The 18150-nt window shown below is 55.0% G+C and carries 16 protein-coding genes; 7 read left to right on the top strand and 9 right to left on the bottom strand.

Annotated features, from left to right (window positions below):
- Positions 1-119 precede the first annotated feature (119 nt).
- Positions 120-1454, top strand: a complete 1335-nt coding sequence (gene chrA / locus K1718_RS04590; RefSeq protein WP_265682660.1) for a chromate efflux transporter — start codon at positions 120-122, stop codon at positions 1452-1454.
- A 40-nt stretch (positions 1455-1494) separates the two neighbouring features.
- On the opposite strand, the gene K1718_RS04585 is transcribed toward chrA, so the two are convergent.
- The 3 genes from K1718_RS04585 to K1718_RS04575 form a co-directional block, all read right to left on the bottom strand.
- On the bottom strand, positions 1495-2028 hold the full coding sequence (locus K1718_RS04585; RefSeq protein ID WP_152499805.1) for a MarR family winged helix-turn-helix transcriptional regulator: 534 nt from the start codon (positions 2026-2028) through the stop codon (positions 1495-1497).
- Between the two features lie 235 nt (positions 2029-2263).
- Positions 2264-3424: an MFS transporter gene (locus K1718_RS04580; RefSeq protein ID WP_265682657.1), complete on the bottom strand. Its 1161-nt coding sequence runs from the start codon at positions 3422-3424 to the stop codon at positions 2264-2266.
- A gap of 138 nt (positions 3425-3562) precedes the next feature.
- Complete coding sequence (locus tag K1718_RS04575; protein ID WP_265682655.1) at positions 3563-4570, bottom strand: putative metalloprotease CJM1_0395 family protein; 1008 nt, start codon at positions 4568-4570, stop codon at positions 3563-3565.
- Positions 4571-4743: 173 nt separating this feature from the next.
- Here K1718_RS04575 and K1718_RS04570 point away from each other — a divergent pair, with 173 nt between their 5' ends.
- Positions 4744-5553 (top strand): creatininase family protein, encoded by an 810-nt coding sequence (locus K1718_RS04570; protein ID WP_265682653.1) that lies wholly within the window; start codon positions 4744-4746, stop codon positions 5551-5553.
- 257 nt (positions 5554-5810) lie between these two features.
- Positions 5811-6749 carry a LysR substrate-binding domain-containing protein gene (locus K1718_RS04565; protein ID WP_152499801.1) on the top strand — a complete coding sequence of 313 codons (939 nt, stop codon included), beginning with the start codon at positions 5811-5813 and terminating at the stop codon, positions 6747-6749.
- Positions 6750-6824: 75 nt separating this feature from the next.
- Here the strand turns inward: K1718_RS04565 and K1718_RS04560 are convergent, their stop codons facing one another.
- Positions 6825-7127 carry a helix-turn-helix domain-containing protein gene (locus K1718_RS04560; RefSeq protein WP_152499800.1) on the bottom strand — a complete coding sequence of 101 codons (303 nt, stop codon included), beginning with the start codon at positions 7125-7127 and terminating at the stop codon, positions 6825-6827.
- A 133-nt stretch (positions 7128-7260) separates the two neighbouring features.
- On the opposite strand from K1718_RS04560, the gene K1718_RS04555 reads away from it, so the two are divergent.
- From K1718_RS04555 to K1718_RS04545, 3 genes are all read left to right on the top strand, one after another.
- A complete protein-coding gene (locus K1718_RS04555; protein ID WP_265682649.1) occupies positions 7261-8700 on the top strand; it encodes a helix-turn-helix domain-containing protein in 1440 nt (479 codons plus the stop codon).
- Positions 8701-8875: 175 nt separating this feature from the next.
- Positions 8876-9712, top strand: coding sequence for a bifunctional allantoicase/(S)-ureidoglycine aminohydrolase (locus K1718_RS04550; protein WP_265682647.1), 837 nt, complete (start codon positions 8876-8878; stop codon positions 9710-9712).
- A gap of 205 nt (positions 9713-9917) precedes the next feature.
- Positions 9918-10937, top strand: coding sequence for a type I glyceraldehyde-3-phosphate dehydrogenase (locus tag K1718_RS04545; RefSeq protein WP_265682645.1), 1020 nt, complete (start codon positions 9918-9920; stop codon positions 10935-10937).
- A 48-nt stretch (positions 10938-10985) separates the two neighbouring features.
- On the opposite strand, the gene K1718_RS04540 is transcribed toward K1718_RS04545, so the two are convergent.
- The 3 genes from K1718_RS04540 to K1718_RS04530 form a co-directional block, all read right to left on the bottom strand.
- Complete coding sequence (locus K1718_RS04540) at positions 10986-11477, bottom strand: ureidoglycolate lyase (RefSeq protein WP_265682644.1); 492 nt, start codon at positions 11475-11477, stop codon at positions 10986-10988.
- A complete protein-coding gene (gene puuE, locus K1718_RS04535; RefSeq protein WP_265682642.1) occupies positions 11474-12892 on the bottom strand; it encodes an allantoinase PuuE in 1419 nt (472 codons plus the stop codon). Before puuE ends, K1718_RS04540 begins: the two co-directional genes overlap by 4 nt.
- Positions 12893-13056: 164 nt before the next feature.
- Positions 13057-13974 (bottom strand): LysR family transcriptional regulator, encoded by a 918-nt coding sequence (locus tag K1718_RS04530; protein WP_265682640.1) that lies wholly within the window; start codon positions 13972-13974, stop codon positions 13057-13059.
- A 119-nt stretch (positions 13975-14093) separates the two neighbouring features.
- Here K1718_RS04530 and K1718_RS04525 point away from each other — a divergent pair, with 119 nt between their 5' ends.
- The gene (locus K1718_RS04525) at positions 14094-15353 is read left to right on the top strand and encodes a urate hydroxylase PuuD (RefSeq protein WP_152499793.1); all 1260 of its coding nucleotides are present in this window, start codon (positions 14094-14096) and stop codon (positions 15351-15353) included.
- 96 nt (positions 15354-15449) lie between these two features.
- Here the strand turns inward: K1718_RS04525 and amaB are convergent, their stop codons facing one another.
- Together amaB and K1718_RS04515 are read right to left on the bottom strand one after the other, a co-directional pair.
- On the bottom strand, positions 15450-16949 hold the full coding sequence (gene amaB / locus K1718_RS04520; protein ID WP_265682638.1) for an L-piperidine-6-carboxylate dehydrogenase: 1500 nt from the start codon (positions 16947-16949) through the stop codon (positions 15450-15452).
- Between the two features lie 39 nt (positions 16950-16988).
- On the bottom strand, positions 16989-18044 hold the full coding sequence (locus K1718_RS04515) for a saccharopine dehydrogenase family protein (RefSeq protein WP_152499791.1): 1056 nt from the start codon (positions 18042-18044) through the stop codon (positions 16989-16991).
- Positions 18045-18150 lie beyond the last annotated feature (106 nt).

The following is an 18150-nucleotide window of genomic DNA, read 5'->3' as shown; positions in this document are numbered from 1 at the left end:
GACCGTTTTGTAATGTTTCCGAAGTTGGGTATGCATCTGAAAAACAACGAGCTTTCCATGTCTTATGATCTTCATCATCAGACAGTAGGAAAGTCCGTCTTCAAGTAGAAAAGTTGTTAATGTCATCTTCTAGCAAACAAGACGGATCGGCACTCGATCAGAACTCCGCACCACCTCTTTCCGAAGTGATCGCTGTTTCCCTGAAGGTCGGTATATTGTCTTTTGGAGGGCCTGCCGCTCAGATCTCGGTGATGCACAAGGAATTCGTCGAAAACCGAAAATGGCTTTCAGAAGACCGGTTTCTGCACGCCCTGAACTACTGCATGTTGTTGCCCGGGCCGGAAGCCCAACAGCTGGCGACCTATTGCGGATGGTTATGCGCGCGCACTATTGGCGGACTGATCGCTGGACTGCTTTTCATACTTCCCGGCGCCTTCGCTATGGCGGTCGTGAGTTTCGTGTATGCAGCATATGGCGACACGGACGTCATCATTTCCGTGTTTTACGGCGTTAAGGCTGGTGTTCTGGCAATTGTTCTCCAGGCCTTGTTGAAAATCGGCAGGAAAGCCCTGAAATCGCGTCTTGCCTGGACTATTTGCGGTTTGTCCTTCGTTGCGCTGTTTCTCTTTTCGATACCGTTTCCGTTAGTCATCATTGCTGCGGCAGTCAGCGGCCTGATTTTCGGAACCCCACCGGGCTCCATACCTGCAGAAGAGGGTGCGCGATCTGAAAGCACGTCGCTTCGTTCAACCCTCCGAACGGTTGTCGTTGGGCTCCTGATCTGGATGGCTCCCCCAATGATGGCAGCATTGGTGCTTGCGCCCGACAACGTCCTATTGGAGGTCGCAGAGTTCTTTTCTGTGTTGGCTGTCGTCAGTTTCGGTGGCGCCTATGCCCTTCTCAGTTACATGGCTCAAGTCGCCGTTGAAACGAAAGCCTGGCTGAGTGCGGGAGAAATGCTCGACGGCCTCGGGCTTGCCGAAACCACGCCGGGACCGCTGATCCTGGTGACTCAGTTTGTCGGCTTTCTGGGCGGCTGGCGAGACCCGGGCGCGTTCTCGCCGCTTACAGGCGGCCTGCTGGCGGCAGCGATGACCACGTGGGTAACCTTTGCACCCAGCTTCCTGTTTGTGCTTGCCGGCGCTCCCTGGATGGAACGACTCCGCGGCAACAGGGTCCTTGCCAATGCCCTGTCCGCAATCACTGCCGCGGTTGCGGGAACCATTTTGAATCTGGCCGTCTGGTTTGCGATCAACGTGCTTTTCACCGACACAAGCACGGTTCGATTTGGTGCGCTGGAAGTCATTTGGCCTGATCTTGCAACCATTGACCCGGTTCTTGCCGGAATTGCCGTTTTGGCAATCGCCATGGTTTTTGTTGGCGGACGCGGCATGGCGAGCGTTTTGGCGGTCACCGCGAGCCTGGGGTTTTTGGCGAGAAACTTTCTAGGCTGAACAGATCGAAACTCAGAAACGCTCGCCTCTGAATATGCGGTCAGGCAGCAGTGCGCGCCTTTTCCTTTGATTTTGTCTGCTTTTCCGCATTTGCCGTTTCGTCTTCGGTGTCGAAATCAGCTTCATGCTCGGGATCGTCATCAATCGAGATGGAAAGGTTCTTCTCAACTTGCCGCAACAATTTACGCAGTTTCTTGCGATCCTTGTCTTCAATGCCTGCCATCGCCTCCCGCTCAAGGCGTTTCCAAGCCTTGTCGACGGAAGTCACCAGGTCACGGCCCTTGTCCGTCAGATGAACCCGGGCAAGACGTCCATCCGTGTCGGACACCTGTCGACGCACAAAGCCCTGGCTGGACAGACGGGTCACCATTTTTGTGACGGTCGGTGGCTGAACACCCAGAGCGAGCGCCAGCTGACTCATTGTACGCCCGTCGGAATCTGCAAGCACCTTCAGAACAAGCTCCTGTCCCGGATGAAGTCCTATCCGCATCAGATGCGCTCCGGCGCGGGCACGTTGTGCCTTCGCAGCCTGAACCAGGCGGAATGTAATGCTCTTTTTGTAGTTAAAAGCCATCGCCTAAACCCCGTAATCAAATCTATCCGAATCACCTTCGTCTTCAACGCGGCTGCAACATAGAGGGAGTATTTAACCGTCAAATGACATCGCGGCCACAATCAGCCTTTTTTGATAATAAGCCGACGCTTGAAATAACTTAGTTGGCTCAGCAATGCCTCAGCGACCGGTAATGAGCCCACCTGCATTGATTGCCGGGCTTCCATTCTTGTTCTCCGCTCTGAGAGCTCGAGCGTTAGGATTTAACCTGAAGCGTACCGGCTAGAAACGGTATCAGCAGTGTCAACAGTGCGACCGCACCAAAGGAAGCCCGAAGCGACCAGACTTCACCGATAAAGCCTAGCAGTGGAGGTCCAAGAAGAAATGCACCGTATCCTAGCGTTGCGACAGCGGCGAGCGCCGGACCTTTGGACATGTGTGGATCAGCGGCAGCGCGCGACATGGCAAGGGGAAACAGGACTGCATACCCAAGCCCCATGACAAAACAGCCGGCCCAGACTGACCAGATGTTGATGCCCGACACGAGCAGAAGGCAGCCGAAAAACGCCACGACGCCGCTTATCCGGGCGACACGGACCGGACCGAACCGGGCAACAACAGCGTCTCCCGTTAAACGCATCACCACCATGGCGATCGAAAAAACCGTGAAAGCGGTCGGTGCAATAGCCTCCGAATAGCCAAGTTCCTCGATCTGGAAGAGGGCCGCCCAATCAGTGACCGCGCCTTCGCCCAAGGCAGCAACCAGCGCCACCAGACCGGCAAGGACAAGAGCCCCCTTTGGCAAGGCAAAGAGGGGGGCTTTGGTGCCCGTTTCCGAGACGCTGTCCATTTTCGGCCAGCTCTGCCACCAAAACCAGAAGAGAAAAGGAACCGTTGCAAGGCTCCAGGCGCTGAAATGCTGGGTTACCGACAAGCCGAATTCGATCGCAAGACTGCCAGCGGCGGCGGCAACGCCTGCCCCCAAACTGAAAAGGCCGTGAAAAGACGACATGATCGGCCGCGCACGGACTTTCTCGACCTCCGTCCCCCATCCGTTCATGGAAACGTCAAGAGCGCCAAAAGAAAATCCGGCGAAGAAGAGCGTCAACGCAAGCACATAAGTTGTTGGCGCAAGCCCGACCAGGACGAACGAGACAACCGTCGCGACGGCGAGCGCCTTTGACACCGGGGCCGCGCCGAGCCTGTCAATCAAGACCCCGGTGAACGGAAAGGCCACGAAGGCGCCGCTGGCCATGACAAGCAGCAAAACACCGAAACCGCCTTCACTCAGACCGGTTGCCGATTTGATGTCCGGGATCCTGGAAGCCCAGAGCCCTATGAAACTGCCGCACATGAAGAAGATCGCCGAAACTACACGGCGTGCGGCAATTGCCTGTTCCTGGTCGGGAATACGCATCGTCTGACCTGAAAAGGGGAAGAACCCGTAAAAGTGAGGGAGTATCTTTTGTCACGTCTGGCTTGCTTTCACAAGCGCATGAAATCGCGACAGGTCTTGAATTCCGATGAGCCTGGTTTTCGATCCTGAGGAAGATCTTCAGGCGATCAAGGCTTCAATCAGGCGCTGGCTGTCGTTGTTTTGCTCAATGAGCGAACGATAGGCAGCTGCGGCTTCCTCACTGGCACTGCGAATACCAGTTTCGGCATCCTTACCGGCGTTACTGTCTGAGCGCTGTGAACCGTCTACGTCCGTTTCGTTGCTGTCTTCATCTATGGAACCAGACTGTTCCGAACTTGGCCTGGTATCGGTGTCGGCGGGATCGACAGGCGCATCATCGTCACCTCTCAGTTCTTCGGCCTTTAGCTGGCGCGATTCTGCCTGAGCTTCAGACAGCTGGGATCGCGCCTGCTGAGCAACCTTCAGATCTTGGGACGAAGGTTCTGCGGGAGCCAGAGCGGCCCGGATGACAATCTGCATCTTGCGGATTGTAGCTTCCGGCGTGCGCTCTTTGGCAGTGTCGATCTGCACTTCTCCTCCAACGGCATACCGCTTGCCGTCCGGGCCCTGCTGAAAGGTGTAGCTTGGGGCAGACGCATAGGCTCCTCCAACGCGTGCGTGTGCCTGCTCATGTGCCCTGACCTCGCGATCACGCTTGGCAAGTTCCTGGACTTGCTTTTCCTCTGCTTCATTAAGACCATCTCCGTCCGGATCTTCTTTCTTTGACGAGTTTTGTTGCTGTGCCAGTGCACCACCGATGCCTTGCGCGGGTGCTGGAGCTGCCCCCTGACTGTTCGCATTGGAGGCGCTCTCTGGTGCAGTCTCCGCGCCGCCGGCGTCGTCGCCGGTGGCCTCTTGAGCGCTATTTGATTGAGCGGCATCGGGATCAGATGCGCTCGTGCTTTGAAGCGCCAGAACCGCAGCAGAGGTCAGTGGTTGGACGCCGCCGGATCTGGCAGCAGCACGCCGGTTGCTCACAAGACTTTCGCGCGCACTTTCCTGTGCCCGGTCCGAACTGTTTATGCCCGTACCAGGTTCCACCTCTCCGGCGACACCGCTGCTTCTCAATAGGTTCGCCGGCGTATTCGACAAGAGAGCGCCGATCATGCCCTTGAGTGTCTCAAAGACACGTCGCCAAATTCTAAACGGCAGTTAAGGCTAATTGATCATAAATTCGTGAGCTCCGTTCCACGGCCAATTGGAACTCGCCTTGCCCGGTCCTGACAGGTATGCAAAGCAGGTTGACGACCCGGCGATGACTTATCCAGCAGGACCTGACCATGCTTCCCAAACATTTCTGGCAAGACATGATTGCCACGGATTTTTTAAGCCCAAACTGTCGGAACTGGATTGCGGTCTTGCCGGTAGCCGCGATTGAACAGCATGGCCCTCATCTGCCCATCTCTACGGACACCACCATAGCAGAGGGGCAAATAGCACGGGTTCTGGAACTTCTGCCCGCAGAATTACCGGCAACTTTCTTGCCGATACAAACCGTCGGCAAATCCGATGAGCACATTTCATCTCCCGGAACGTTGACACTTTCCTGGGACACCGTCACCCGCTCATGGCTGGAGATTGGCGAGAGCGTTGCCAGAGCGGGAATTCGGAAAATGGTTCTGATCAATTCCCATGGCGGCAATGTTCCGGTTCTTGACATCGTCGCTCGTGAACTGCGTATCAAGCACGACATGTTTGTAACCGCGACGAACTGGTTGCGCTTTGGCCAGCCCGTCGACCTCTATCCTGAGAAGGAGTTCACATATGGCATTCATGGTGGAGATATCGAAACATCGCTGATGCTGCATCTGCGGCCCGATCTTGTTCGCATGGAACATGCGGAAGATTTTAGATCGGAGCAACAGGCGTTCCTGACCGAATTCAAACATCTGCGAGGTCACGGCAAGGCGCAATTCGGCTGGAAGGCCCAGGACCTCAATACAGCGGGCGTACAAGGCAACGCAGCAATGGCAAGCGCTGAGAAAGGGAGACGCTCGCTGGACCACGCTGCAAATGGGTTCATTGAGCTGCTGGCGGATATCAATTCTTATGATCTGGACAGACTTTGGACACCACAGAATCAAGATTAGTATTCTGATCGACAAGTCATGAACAACCAGAAACCCGCTCTAGCCTTCACCACAACCCGCCTACACGCTTTAAATGGCCATCAGTCAAGCAAAGTGGCAATCCATTTGTGAAAATACGTAGAATTCATTTCAGTAAAAATGACCTAAAGGTCAAAAAATATCTGGTCATGTGCGGTGTATTGCCGAACTGTTGACCTTGGACAAATTAACAGACACAGTATTTGGAACTAAAATCGGGAGGGTGCGCTCGCGGAACCATGAACCTGTCAATCCGGCAACTGGCGACTTTTCGCGAGGTTATGCGCAGCGGATCAATTTCTGAAGCTGCTCGTACGCTTGGCAGAACACAACCAGCCGTGAGTTCAACAATCGCGGGGCTGGAAACCGAGCTTGAGCTAAAACTTTTTGTTCGCGAACAAGGTCGTTTGGTTCCCACTCCTGAAGCAGAATTCTTCCTGGAAGAAGCTGAGGCAATTCTGAAGCGGCTGGAGGTCTCCAAGAGAACCTTGCGGGGTTTGGCCAACCGGGAACACGGTCAATTGCGCATTGCTGGCATTCCCGAAGCTGCAACGGATTTTCTGCCCAGGAGCCTCTCCCGTTTCATCGCAGACAAACCAAGCGTCAAGGTTGCTCTTGCGAGCCGCACGTCTGGCGAAATTGAAGAGCTGATCGCGGCCCAGCAATTCGACATCGGCTTTGCCGAAACCCCGCGTGCGCGCAATTCCTTCGATCAGATAGATTTTGACTTGGAATGCATGTGCGCAATCCCCGCAACGGATCCACTTGCTTCCAAGGAAGTCATCACACCAGCCGAGCTCGATGGTTATCCGCTCGCATTGCTGCATTCCGAACACCGAAGTCACAAGCAGACACTCGCCCGCTTCCGGGATGCCGGCGTTCGCTTCAATCAACGCTTCGAACTTCAAACGGCGCTGCCGGGTCTAAGGTTCGTGGAGGCCGGATTGTGCGCCCTTGTCTGTGACATGATCACCGCCTTCAAGGCCCAGGAAGAAGGGCGTCTCGGCTTGGGGCCACCGAGGATCGTGTTCCGCCCGTTCAGGCCACGCATTCAAAACAGCCTGTCGATCCTGACACCGACCCATCGACCGATTTCCATCGTGGCGAAGGACTTCTGCGATTTCCTGGCTGCAGAAGTCGAGGCGATCCGGTCTTCCATGATCAAGAGAACCGCCTGATATTGGTTCCAAACCTTCAAGCAAGCGGCACGATCAGCGCCGACAGGCAACGCCTTTTGGCGTAACTGCCCGTGTTCAAACGGCAGCGTGCCGGAAACTTGCACTGTTGGCGGCAACAATTGCGACAGCATTCACACGGTTCTTGGCACCAAGGCGTGTGATGGCATTTCGAATATGGGCTTTCACGGTTGCCGTGGTGACATCCAGTTCCCAAGCGATTTGCTTGTTGACCTTGCCTTCGCACAGCTTGAGCATGATCTCCAGCTGACGCGGAGTAACCATTTCACTCAGGTTCAGGGGCCAGCGGATATTGCTTGCAACCAACCTGTTATCTGTACCGGTCGCAGCGCTAGAATTCAGGGCAAAATGGGCAGTCATGTCTGTCGCTCCACCTATTTGTCATCTGTTTTCGAGTGCGGGGACTTTCACCTAAGTGACTAATTTTGTAAAATGTTAAAATGCATAATGAGACTTGTTAAATATTTGCAATTTGATTGAACGGAGACCCATCGTGAGCAAAAAACTGTATTCCGGTCACACGGTGCGACAGATCAGATCGGACTTCGGCCTGTCTCAGGTTGATTTCGCGAAAAAGCTGGGTCTTTCAACGGCCTACATCAATCAGATTGAAAACAACAACCGTCCGGTCACCGCTTCTGTCCTATTGACCATCAACCGGATCTTCGGAGTGGACCTCTCGGCATTTGAAAAGAATGACCTTGATCGGGTGACACAGGATTTACAGGAAATCTTCGCCGATACACAATTTCACAACGCATCGATCACCCGTCAGGAACTGAACGAACTGGTAACCCGGGCTCCCGGCATTACCCAGGCGATCATGGATCTCTATGGTTCCCTGCGCAGTTTTCATGACCGGGAAGCCAACGAAGACGAATTGGCGCACATGAACGGGCCGCAAGATGGAACCCCAAGCCTCAAGAAATCTGCTTATGACGAGGTGCGCGACTATTTTCACTATATGGACAATTACGTCGACACGCTCGACAGGGCAGCCGAAAAGCTCGCGCTGGAAATCGGTCTGGAAACGGCCGGAACCAAATTCGACAGTCTCGTCACCTGGCTGGCGGAAAAATTCAACATCGAGGTGGAGCAGTTTCCAGACTACACCGGCACATTGATCCGTCATGACGAATACACCCGGAAAATCTCGATTTATAGGGCCAGCCCTCAATCGACCAAAAATTTCCTGCTTGGATCGGTAATCGCCGAATTATGTGTGAGAGACCTGATCCTGGAAGAGGTCAAACGGGCGCGTTTCAAGACGAAGTCCGCTGAAGGCATCGCCCGGCTGGCACTGCGCAACTATTTCGCCGGAGCACTGTTGTTGCCCTATGACGCGTTCCTGAAAGCGGCCACGATGCACCGTCACGACATCCAGCTTTTGTCCAACCGGATGGACGCGAGCGCGGAAACAATTTGCCATAGATTGTCGACACTGCAGCGCCCCGGAGCCAACGGACTGCCATTTTATTTCGTAAAGATCGATCGCGCCGGCAATGTCGTGAAACGACACAGCGCGACCCGGTTTCAGTTCGCCCGGTTTGGCGGTTCCTGTCCCCGCTGGAATGTGCACCAGGCATTCGAACAGAACTCCAACAAATTTACTGCCCAGGTCGCGCAGATGCCGGACGGTGTTCAATATCTTTGCATTGCGACCAGTGTCAGCAAACACCAGCCTGACTACAGCACTGGTGAGCGCCGTTACGCACTCGGCTTTGGCTGTGAAATCAAATATGCGGATGCGATTGTCTACGCGGATGGCCTGGCGGTCGACGAAATATCAGCACCCGAGCCAATTGGCGTAAACTGCCGCATCTGCCCTCGGGACAATTGCGACCAGCGCGCCTTTCCTGCGATTGACAAGGATCCGTTCATCGATCCGGGCCAACGCGGCATTGTGCCTTACCGGGTAACATCCAACGGCTGACATTTGCAGGAAAGACATTCCCAGTAAGAAGAGCTTCGCCGTCATTTTCCAGAAAATCAGAACGCTGCCATCGATTTTCTTGTTTTTTTGAAAAGATCTCGTTTCATAAAACCCATGGTCTCCAGCCTGGTCAGGCTTCATAGTTCCATTGGTGAAATCGAAAAAGAGGCTCCCTGTGTCCCGTCCCCCTTCCTATTACGCGCCCAAAGGTGGCCATCCTGGCCAGGAAACCCTTTTGACCGATCGCGCCGTATTCACCGAGGCCTATGCCGTAATCCCTCGCGGAACCATGCGGGACATCGTCACGAGTTTCCTTCCGTTTTGGGAAAAAACGCGCCTGTGGGTTCTCTCCAGGCCGCTTTCGGGTTTTGCCGAGACATTCTCCCAATATATCGTCGAAGTTCTGCCGGGTGGTGGGACCGACAGGCCGGAGACCGACCCGGCAGCAGAAGGCGTTTTGTTTGTCGTGGAAGGCGAAGCCACACTGACCATCAATGGCATGGCAAACAGACTTCGTCCCGGAAGCTATGCCTACGTTCCGCCGGGCTGCGATTGGGCGTTCCAGGCCATCGGCGACGAAGCTGTCCGTTTTCACTGGATCCGGAAAGCCTATGAAGCGGTTGACGGGCTTGAGCGGCCGGACTTTTTCGTAACACACGAAAATGACGTCGATCCGATTGCAATGCCGGGCACGGACGGCAAATGGGCTACAACGCGCTTCGTCGATCCGCATGACCTTCGCCACGACATGCATGTCAACATCGTCACTTTCCAACCAGGTGCGGTTATTCCGTTCGCCGAAACCCATGTCATGGAACACGGTCTTTATGTGCTGGAAGGCAAGGCGGTCTATCGATTGAACCAGGATTGGGTAGAGGTGGAAGCAGGTGATTACATGTGGCTGCGCGCGTTTTGCCCGCAAGCCTGTTATGCCGGAGGGCCCGGCCCGTTTCGCTACCTTCTTTACAAAGATGTCAATCGTCACATGAAGCTTCGCCCGGTAGGCAGCTGATCTGCGCGATTGTCCCTCAGGACAATATAATTGAGATTGCTGCATTTTTTGGTGCTAATTGTTCTGGCCGTGCCCGAATTTCTGGACCTAAGGTTCACCGGGCACAGGCGCCGGATACGATTTTTGCAACCGGTATCGACACCTGTCGAAACGGTTTTCCATTGGGCGCTGAGAGAACGACGAATTTCTGAAGCGGACCCTTGGAATGCAGATTGTCATCAATGGGTTTGGCCGCATAGGTCGAACAGTGTTGCGGCAGGTTCTTGAGGCCTCCAAAGATGGAGACGTCGAAGTTGTTCGCATCAACGATATCGCGTCTTTGGAAACCTGCGCCTATCTCTTCAAATACGACAGCGTCTTCGGACCCTGGCCCGGCAACGTGACAGCGCATGATGGCGTGTTGGCAATTGACGGGCGCCAGATCCTTTTTTCGTCAGAAGCCGATCTCTCGCAAGCGGATCTGACCGGGGTTGACGTTGTGATGGAATGCACCGGCAAGGCCAACACGCGCATAATTGCCGAGAGGGGGCTAGTTGCCGGAGCAGCCAACGTTTTGATCTCCGGCCCGTCGGATGCGGCAGATGTGACACTGGTGCTTGGAGCCAATGAAGACCAGTTGGCGGACCAGCAGGTAGTGTCTAATGGATCTTGCACAACGAACGCTTTGGCGCCGCTCCTGAGAGGATTGGATGACGCCGTTGGAATCGACAGTGGGCATATGACAACCATCCACTGTTACACGGGCAGTCAGCCTATGGTTGACGCGCCAAGAGGACCGCTGGAACGCAGTCGCGCAGGCGGCGTCTCGATGGTCCCAACGACAACAAGTGCGACCAAACTGGTTGGCAAGGTGTTGCCCCAGCTCGATGGCAGGGTCAGTGGCGCGGCAGTGCGCGTACCTGCCATAAGCGTATCGGCTGTAGACCTGACAGTGACACTCAACCGTCCGGTCAATGCGCCATTCAATGATTGGCTGCAATCCGTGTTTGCCGACAATCCCGTTATCGGCTTCACCGAGGACAGGGTTGTTTCCACCGATATGCGAGCTCGTCCGGAATCACTGATCATAGCCTTGCCCGAAACGCTGGAAACCAATTCTAGACAGGTACGCCTCTTCGGCTGGTACGATAACGAATGGGGGTTTTCAGCCCGCATGATCGAGATGGCAAGACTGATGGCTGCGAGGAAGGCTAGCGTGAATGTTGTGGCTTCGCTGGCCTCTTAAGTAACTTCCGACTTTGAAAGTCCTGCAAGCACACGCGCAGCCACCAATCTACCGATCTGGGGCTTCGACAATCCATGGTTCGGGAAACCAGTGTTCTTCAAGATTTTCCCCCTGCCCGATACGATCGACGACGACGAAGCGTCCTGCACGATCCAGCGGTGCAAGCACGCCGTGCCAGGTGCCCCGATGAAGATTGACCGATTGTCCCGGCTGACTGATGAACGCCTTTAGGTTCACCGGCTGCCCATCTCTGTCATTAGCTACAACGACAATCATCGGAACGCCATCGACCGGCACAAAAGCCTGACTACCTTCCGGATGCCGCTCCACCAATTCGACTGTATAGGGTAACGTCCTCGCCTTTGCGTCGAAGAGGCTGATCCCCGCCTGTCCTGTTCCGAAATCCAGTTTGGCAAGATCATGGTGCCGACCGCACATGCCTTGATTGATGATCTTGTCTGGTGAGCCGCCAACCTCGATGACGTCGCCATAGTCCAAAAAGGCTTCCGATGTCAGCGGGGCGGGAATGATTGTCTTCATCGCGCAAAAAGGTCCTCGAGCCTGAAACGGGCGATCCGTTCGACTTGTCGACAGGCTTCGCTGAACTCTTCGTCACGGCCATGGCCGATCCTTTTGTGGAAGGCTGCCAGGATCGAGGCCTTGTCATGATCGCGCACTGCGATGATGAACGGAAATCCGTGCTTTGCCACATAATCGGCATTCAAGGTCGAAAAGGTCTCACGTTCCTCATCTGTCAAAAGGTCCAACCCGGCGCTGGCCTGTTCTGATGTGCTTTCGGAGGTCAATCGTCCGGCCTGTGCCAGTTTCCCGGCGAGATCCGGGTGAGCAGTCAGGACACCAAGGCGTTCTTCTGCTGTGGCAGATCGAAACACACGGCAAAGTGCGTTGTGAACGCCTGCTGCACAATCATGTGCAGGGCCGAGTTGCAACGCGAAGGCACGCTCTGCGATCCAGGGCGAATGTTCGAAAATACCGCCGAAGTGCTCGACGAAATCCGCCCTTGTCATATTGCTCGGGCTTATGCCTTTTTGCGGTGGGTGATGGGCAGCCCAATGTTCTGCGATTTCAATCCTGCGCGGACACCAGACACCCTCATACTTCTGAATATGCTCAATGAACTTCCGGAGCGCGGCCGTCTTTCCCGGACGCCCGGCCAGCCGGCAGTGCAAGCCGATGGACATCATTTTCGGCGTATCCGACGTTCCTTCAGCGTAGAGTTCGTCAAACGCATTCTTCAGATACTGGAAGAAGTCCTCGCCATCGCTCCAGCCGGGAGAGACTGCAAATCGCATGTCATTGGCTTCAAGCGTATAGGGAATGACCAATTGATCACGGCCACCTGTTTCCAGCCAATACGGCAGGTCGTCGTCATAGGTGTCTGAAACATAGGCAAGGCTGCCTTCTTCAGCGACAAGCCGAACTGTGTTCTCCGAGCAGCGACCGGTATACCAACCACGCGGTGGCTCACCGACGACTTCTGTGTGAAGGCGAATGGCTTCGGCGATTGCAGCGCGCTCTTCTTCCTCGGGCATATCCTTGTGCTCGATCCATTTCAGGCCGTGGCTGGCTATTTCCCAGCCGGCTTCTTTCATGGCATCGACTTGTTCGGGATTGCGTGCCAGCGCTGTGGCAACACCATAGATCGTCAGCGGAACACCGGCTCGTGTGAACAGGCGATGCAGACGCCAAAAGCCCGCGCGTGCGCCATATTCATACATGGATTCCATGTTCCAGTGTCGCTGACCCTGCCATTGCGCAGCACCTGGAATATCGGACAGGAATGCTTCAGAAGCGGCATCCCCATGCAAAACGCAGTTTTCACCGCCTTCTTCGTAGTTGAGGACAAATTGCACAGCTATTCGCGCATTGCCGGGCCATTTCGGGTCCGGTGGATTGGCACCGTAACCGCGAAAGTTTCTGGGATAGCGATTCAAGGTGAGCCTCCTTGCAAAACCTGGACTGTTCAAACCTGGCAAAGAGCATGCCCGACCAAGCAGATGGTATAGGACTTTCTTTTAAAGCAGAAAAGGAGCGATGATTTTTCGGTCTTTCAAGAAAGTGCTTTCAAAGTTTCGAAAGCCACCGTTAGCAACCTCTCTCAGCCATCTGAACCTTCGGCCAAAACTGACTGAATCTGCGTGACCATGAAGTCCAGGAACAATCGCACCTTTGGATCCTGAAGCCGTCGATGGGTGAAGAGGCACGCCATTGTCACCGGTAGTGGCGGTTCATCCTGCAAAACGGTGACAAGCCGCCCGGATTTTAGATGGTCAGCAACCTCAAAGACCGGCTTCAGAACAATTCCGTGACCATCCAGCGCCCAACCTGTGAGGACATCACCGTGATCGGATTCGAATGGTCCGCTGACCGCAACCCGCTTCACGCCGTCCTGCGTTTGGAGCGGCCACTGGAACTCCGGTGCACCCGGATACCTTATGTTGAGACAGTCGTGGTCTCCGGAGGCTAGCGCTGCGTGGCTTTCGGGACTGCCTTTCCTTTGGATGTAGTCAGGTGAAGCGCACAGCACTCGTCTGCAATCGGCAATCTTTCGGATCTTGAGCGCGGAGTCTTCCGGCTGCCCGAGAAAGAAGGCTGCATCCAAACCTTCACCTGTCAGGTCGACTTTGCGGTCAGACAACCGAAGCCGGATGTCGATCAGCGGATTGGCATTCTTGAATTGTGGTATCGCCGGGGCGATGAGGCTTTGGCCCATGCCGATGGGCGCCGCGATGAAAAGCGTGCCACGTGGTGCGCGTGTAACGTTGCTGATCTCAGCTTCCGCTTCTTCCACTGCATCGATAATCTTGGTCGCACCCCGGTAGAAAAGCTTGCCTTGCTCTGTCGGGCTCAAGGCGCGCGTCGTGCGCTGAAAAAGTCGAACATGCAGGTGTTCTTCCAATTGGGAGATGCGAGACGAGGCAACTGCTGAAGATATCCGCAGGTCACGGGCAGCAGCGGACATGTTTCCCAGTTCATAAACACGCAAGAAGGTGCGAATGTTCTCCAGATAGGCCATCAGGACTTCCAACGGACAGGTATTGTTCCGTTTTTTTTGAAACTGCTCGGAATTATACCGAGATACCAGACAATGGATTCCTGCGCTAGCTTGGTCCGGTTGATTTTGGAGGGTTTGCAATGCTGGACATTGCCATCATTTGGGACTGGTTTGCATTCGCGGTCCGCTGGCTGCATGTGATCACGGCAATGGCCTGGATTGGGTCGTCCTTTTACTTCATTGCTCTTGACCTTGGGCTGCGCAAAGCGCCGGACCTCCCGCCTGGCGCTCATGGCGAAGAATGGCAGGTTCACGGTGGTGGATTTTATCACATCCGCAAATTCCTGGTCGCGCCCGAAAACATGCCGGAGCACCTGATCTGGTTCAAATGGGAAAGCTACTCGACCTGGCTGTCTGGAGCTGCGCTCTTGATGATCGTTTACTGGGTCGGCGGTGAACTCTATCTGATCGATCCCGCCAAAGCGGACCTGGCGCTATGGCAGGGTATTTTGATATCCGCTGCCTCACTCACACTCGGCTGGATCATTTATGACAGGCTTTGCAAGTCAGGCCTGGGAAATCATCCGACACTTTTGATGGTGTTGCTGTTCGCACTGCTTGTGGCGATGGGCTACGGTTACAACGAGGTCTTCACTGGCCGTGCCACGATGCTGCATCTGGGAGCGTTTACCGCCACCATCATGACGGCCAATGTCTTCTTCATCATCATTCCCAATCAGAAGATTGTCGTCGCAGACTTGAAAGCAGGACGGACGCCGGACGCAAAATACGGCAAGATTGCCAAGCTGCGGTCGATGCACAACAACTACCTGACGCTGCCCGTTATCTTCCTGATGCTGAGCAATCACTATCCGCTCGCGTTCGCGTCTCAGTACAACTGGTTGATCGCCGCACTGGTCTTCCTGATGGGCGTGACGATCCGGCACTATTTCAACACGCGGCATGCCGGCACCGGAAACCCGACTTGGACCTGGCTGGCGACGGCCATTCTGTTTGTAGCCATCATCCAGCTCTCCTTGTTGCCTCTCCAGCAAGAAACCTTCGACGCGTCCGAAGCCCGCAAACTCACTGCAACAGAGGAGGTCTTTGCCAGCGCAGACGGAATTGACGATGTCTTGGCAATCGTGCCGGGCCGCTGTGCCATGTGCCATTCGCGCGAGCCATTTTATGAAGGCATTCACTGGGCACCCAAGAACGTTCTGCTGGAAACAAAGGCCGACATCGCGCGAGCGGCCAAGGAAATCTATCTTCAGGCTGGCGTAACAAACGCCATGCCACCGGCCAACGTCTCCTTCATGGAAGAAGAAGAGCGGAGGAAAATCATTAGATGGTATCGCGGTGCGCGCGAGAAAATCCCCTTCGGGGTCGCGCTTCAATAGCAGCCAGCATCAGGCGTGTCGCGCGCCGGGGTCTGGCAACATGACGGCGCACATTCCGAGGTGAGACAAAGCCCGCCAAAAGGCGGGCCGTGCCAGCTAAATGTCAAATTCGACACCTTGTGCCAACGGCAATTCAGCCGAATAGTTCACTGTCGAGGTCTGACGTCGCATATAGCCCTTCCAGGCATCTGACCCCGACTCGCGACCACCGCCGGTTTCCTTTTCACCGCCGAATGCGCCGCCGATTTCAGCCCCTGACGGACCGATGTTGACATTGGCTATGCCGCAGTCGGATCCGAGTGCCGACAGGAAGGTTTCCGCTTCACGCATATTGAGCGTGAAGATGCAGGACGAAAGTCCCTGGGGGACATCGTTCTGAAGAGCGATCGCTTCTTCAAGGGTCTCGTAGCTCATCACGTAGAGAATGGGCGCAAAGGTTTCCGTTTTTACGGTCTCGCTCTGTTCGGGCATTTCAACAAGCGCAGGAGCTGCATAGCACCCGGCTGGAACGCCTTCGTTCACCTTGCTGCCACCGTGGACACGCGCACCTTCAGAACGCGCATTTTCAAGGGCAAGCTGCATTGCATCAAGCGCCCCCTCGTCAACCAGGGGACCGATCAGTGTGCCCTCCTGGCGTGGGTCGCCGATTTTCAGGCTGTCATAGGCATTCCTGAGCTTGCCGACGAGTGCGTCCTTGATTGTGGAATGCACGATCAGTCGGCGCAAAGACGTGCAACGCTGGCCGGCAGTTCCCACCGCGGAAAAGACAATTGCCCGCACGGCCATTTCCAGATCAGCACTCGGTGCAACGATCATTGCGTTGTTGCCACCCAGTTCAAGGATTGAACGTCCGAAACGTGCGGCGACTTTTGGTCCAACAACAGAACCCATGCGGGTCGAGCCGGTCGCCGAGAGAATTGGTACGCCTCTTGACGTTACAAGTGCATCGCCAATGTCTGCACCGCCGATGACGACTTGCAACAGGTGCTTAGGTGCATCTTTTCCGAAACGCGTCAGTGCCTTTTGGAAGATTTTCTGGCAGGCCAATGCCGTCAGCGGCGTCTTTTCAGACGGTTTCCAGATAATTGGATTACCGCAAATAAGCGCCAAAGCCGTATTCCAGGACCAGACGGCGACGGGAAAGTTAAACGCGGTGATGACACCACAAGGTCCCATCGGGTGCCAGGTTTCAGACATTTTGTGGCCTGGGCGCTCCGAGGCGATTGTCAGGCCGTAGAGTTGACGGGACTGACCAACCGCAAAGTCACAGATATCGATCATCTCCTGAACTTCACCAAGCCCTTCGGATGTGATCTTGCCGGCTTCAAGCGTAACAAGCGCACCAAGCGCCTCTTTTGCATCTCTCAACTCTTCGCCAAGAAGGCGGACCAGCTCACCTCTGCGTGGCGCCGGGAGGGCCCGCCAGCTTGCAAACGCGGCCTGTGAACGGGTGATAATTTTCTCCATATCGCCCAATGGTGTCTCATGCACCTGAGCAATCTGAGCACCGTCGATCGGCGACCTGACGGCAAGTGTTCCGCCTGTCAGTTCACTTGTGCTGAAGCCAAGCGCGCTCAGGACCTGGGAATGTTCCATGTCTAACTCCTCGGACAATGTGATTGTTTGCGCTATTGGCTAGGCGTTGTAGCGAGCGCCGTTATGTGTCTTCAAAAATGTCTCGAGCGAGACATCTTCCTGTTTGAGAAAGCCGTGGTCGGGCAAAGTTCCCTCACGAACCATTTCGATGATTGCGACCACTGACGAGGCAGTCGTCCAGGCTATGGCTGTCCGTTCCTGACCGGCAATCTCAACCGGTTTCAGGCCGCGAACGAATTCCTTGCGTTGCATACGCCCGTTGATTTCGCCTTCGGCTGATACGTGGACAAAAACGATATCGTCGCTGACAGGCGGCTTGGCGTTGACCAGGATTTCTCCGGCCTCCTTGCGTCTGTCACGCATCAGAAGTTCGTGGAAGAAGAAATTCATCAACTGCACGTGCCCCGGATAGCGCATTGTCTTGTAGTCCATGTTGGGAACACGGCTTTTGTAAGTCTCGCACATCGTCCCGAGACCGCCTGACGTAGTAAAGGCCTCCAGTTCGATGCCCCCAATGACAATCTTTTCAATCCATTCCATCGGCGAGACCCACTTGATCTCTCCGTTCTCAAGAACTTCGCAATCGTTGAGATATTCGTTCACCACCCCTTCAGGCGACCAGTTGAAGGAATAGCCCATGAGGCCGGTAGGGTTCTGGGGCAAAGCGCCGACACGCATGCGGCAAGACCGGCAGGTTTCAAAAGCATCAATAAGGTGGGCGCCAACAATACCCACAAAACCTGGAGCCAGTCCGCATTGCGGTGCCATAATGCCTCGTGAAGTCTTGGCGAGCTCCTGGATTGCCTTTGTGGTCGGCACATCCTCGGTCAGATCGAAATAGTGAAGCCCAAGGCTGTGCGCAGCAGTCGCAACACCGGTGTTCAGGAAATAGGGCAAGCAGGACAACACCGAGTTGAAGTCCTTGAGGACGTCTTCAAGAGCAGCGTTGTCACCAACATCGATCTGCCGTGTTTCGAACGGCAAGTCCGGCACCGCATGCGCATCAAATCCCGTCACGGAAAAACCGGTTGCATGCAACAGTTCGGCAGCCAGTGTGCCGACCTTGCCGAGCCCCAAAACCGCGATCTTCTGCATGTCCGTTTAATCCCCGTTGTCGATTACTTTGGAGAATACTCTTCCTTGACCTGCACAAAAATACCTGAAAAAGAGTTTTATTCATGACTAAAACTCATGATTGGAG

The sequence above is a fragment of the Roseibium porphyridii genome (assembly GCF_026191725.2).
GTDB classification, from domain to species: Bacteria; Pseudomonadota; Alphaproteobacteria; order Rhizobiales; family Stappiaceae; genus Roseibium; species Roseibium porphyridii.
Note: the sequence above shows the minus strand (reverse complement) of the source record. Positions and strands in the feature narration are given on the sequence as shown.

Excerpts from the sequence above, each read along its gene's own strand:
- chrA (WP_265682660.1), top strand. The coding sequence starts at position 120 with ATGTCATCTTCTAGCAAACAAGACGGATCGGCACTCGATCAGAACTCC.
- K1718_RS04585 (WP_152499805.1), bottom strand. The coding sequence starts at position 2,028 with ATGGCTTTTAACTACAAAAAGAGCATTACATTCCGCCTGGTTCAGGCT.
- K1718_RS04580 (WP_265682657.1), bottom strand. The coding sequence starts at position 3,424 with ATGCGTATTCCCGACCAGGAACAGGCAATTGCCGCACGCCGTGTAGTT.
- K1718_RS04575 (WP_265682655.1), bottom strand. The coding sequence starts at position 4,570 with ATGATCGGCGCTCTCTTGTCGAATACGCCGGCGAACCTATTGAGAAGC.
- K1718_RS04570 (WP_265682653.1), top strand. The coding sequence starts at position 4,744 with ATGCTTCCCAAACATTTCTGGCAAGACATGATTGCCACGGATTTTTTA.
- K1718_RS04565 (WP_152499801.1), top strand. The coding sequence starts at position 5,811 with ATGAACCTGTCAATCCGGCAACTGGCGACTTTTCGCGAGGTTATGCGC.
- K1718_RS04560 (WP_152499800.1), bottom strand. The coding sequence starts at position 7,127 with ATGACTGCCCATTTTGCCCTGAATTCTAGCGCTGCGACCGGTACAGAT.
- K1718_RS04545 (WP_265682645.1), top strand. The coding sequence starts at position 9,918 with ATGCAGATTGTCATCAATGGGTTTGGCCGCATAGGTCGAACAGTGTTG.
- K1718_RS04540 (WP_265682644.1), bottom strand. The coding sequence starts at position 11,477 with ATGAAGACAATCATTCCCGCCCCGCTGACATCGGAAGCCTTTTTGGAC.
- K1718_RS04530 (WP_265682640.1), bottom strand. The coding sequence starts at position 13,974 with ATGGCCTATCTGGAGAACATTCGCACCTTCTTGCGTGTTTATGAACTG.
- K1718_RS04525 (WP_152499793.1), top strand. The coding sequence starts at position 14,094 with ATGCTGGACATTGCCATCATTTGGGACTGGTTTGCATTCGCGGTCCGC.
- amaB (WP_265682638.1), bottom strand. The coding sequence starts at position 16,949 with ATGGAACATTCCCAGGTCCTGAGCGCGCTTGGCTTCAGCACAAGTGAA.
- K1718_RS04515 (WP_152499791.1), bottom strand. The coding sequence starts at position 18,044 with ATGCAGAAGATCGCGGTTTTGGGGCTCGGCAAGGTCGGCACACTGGCT.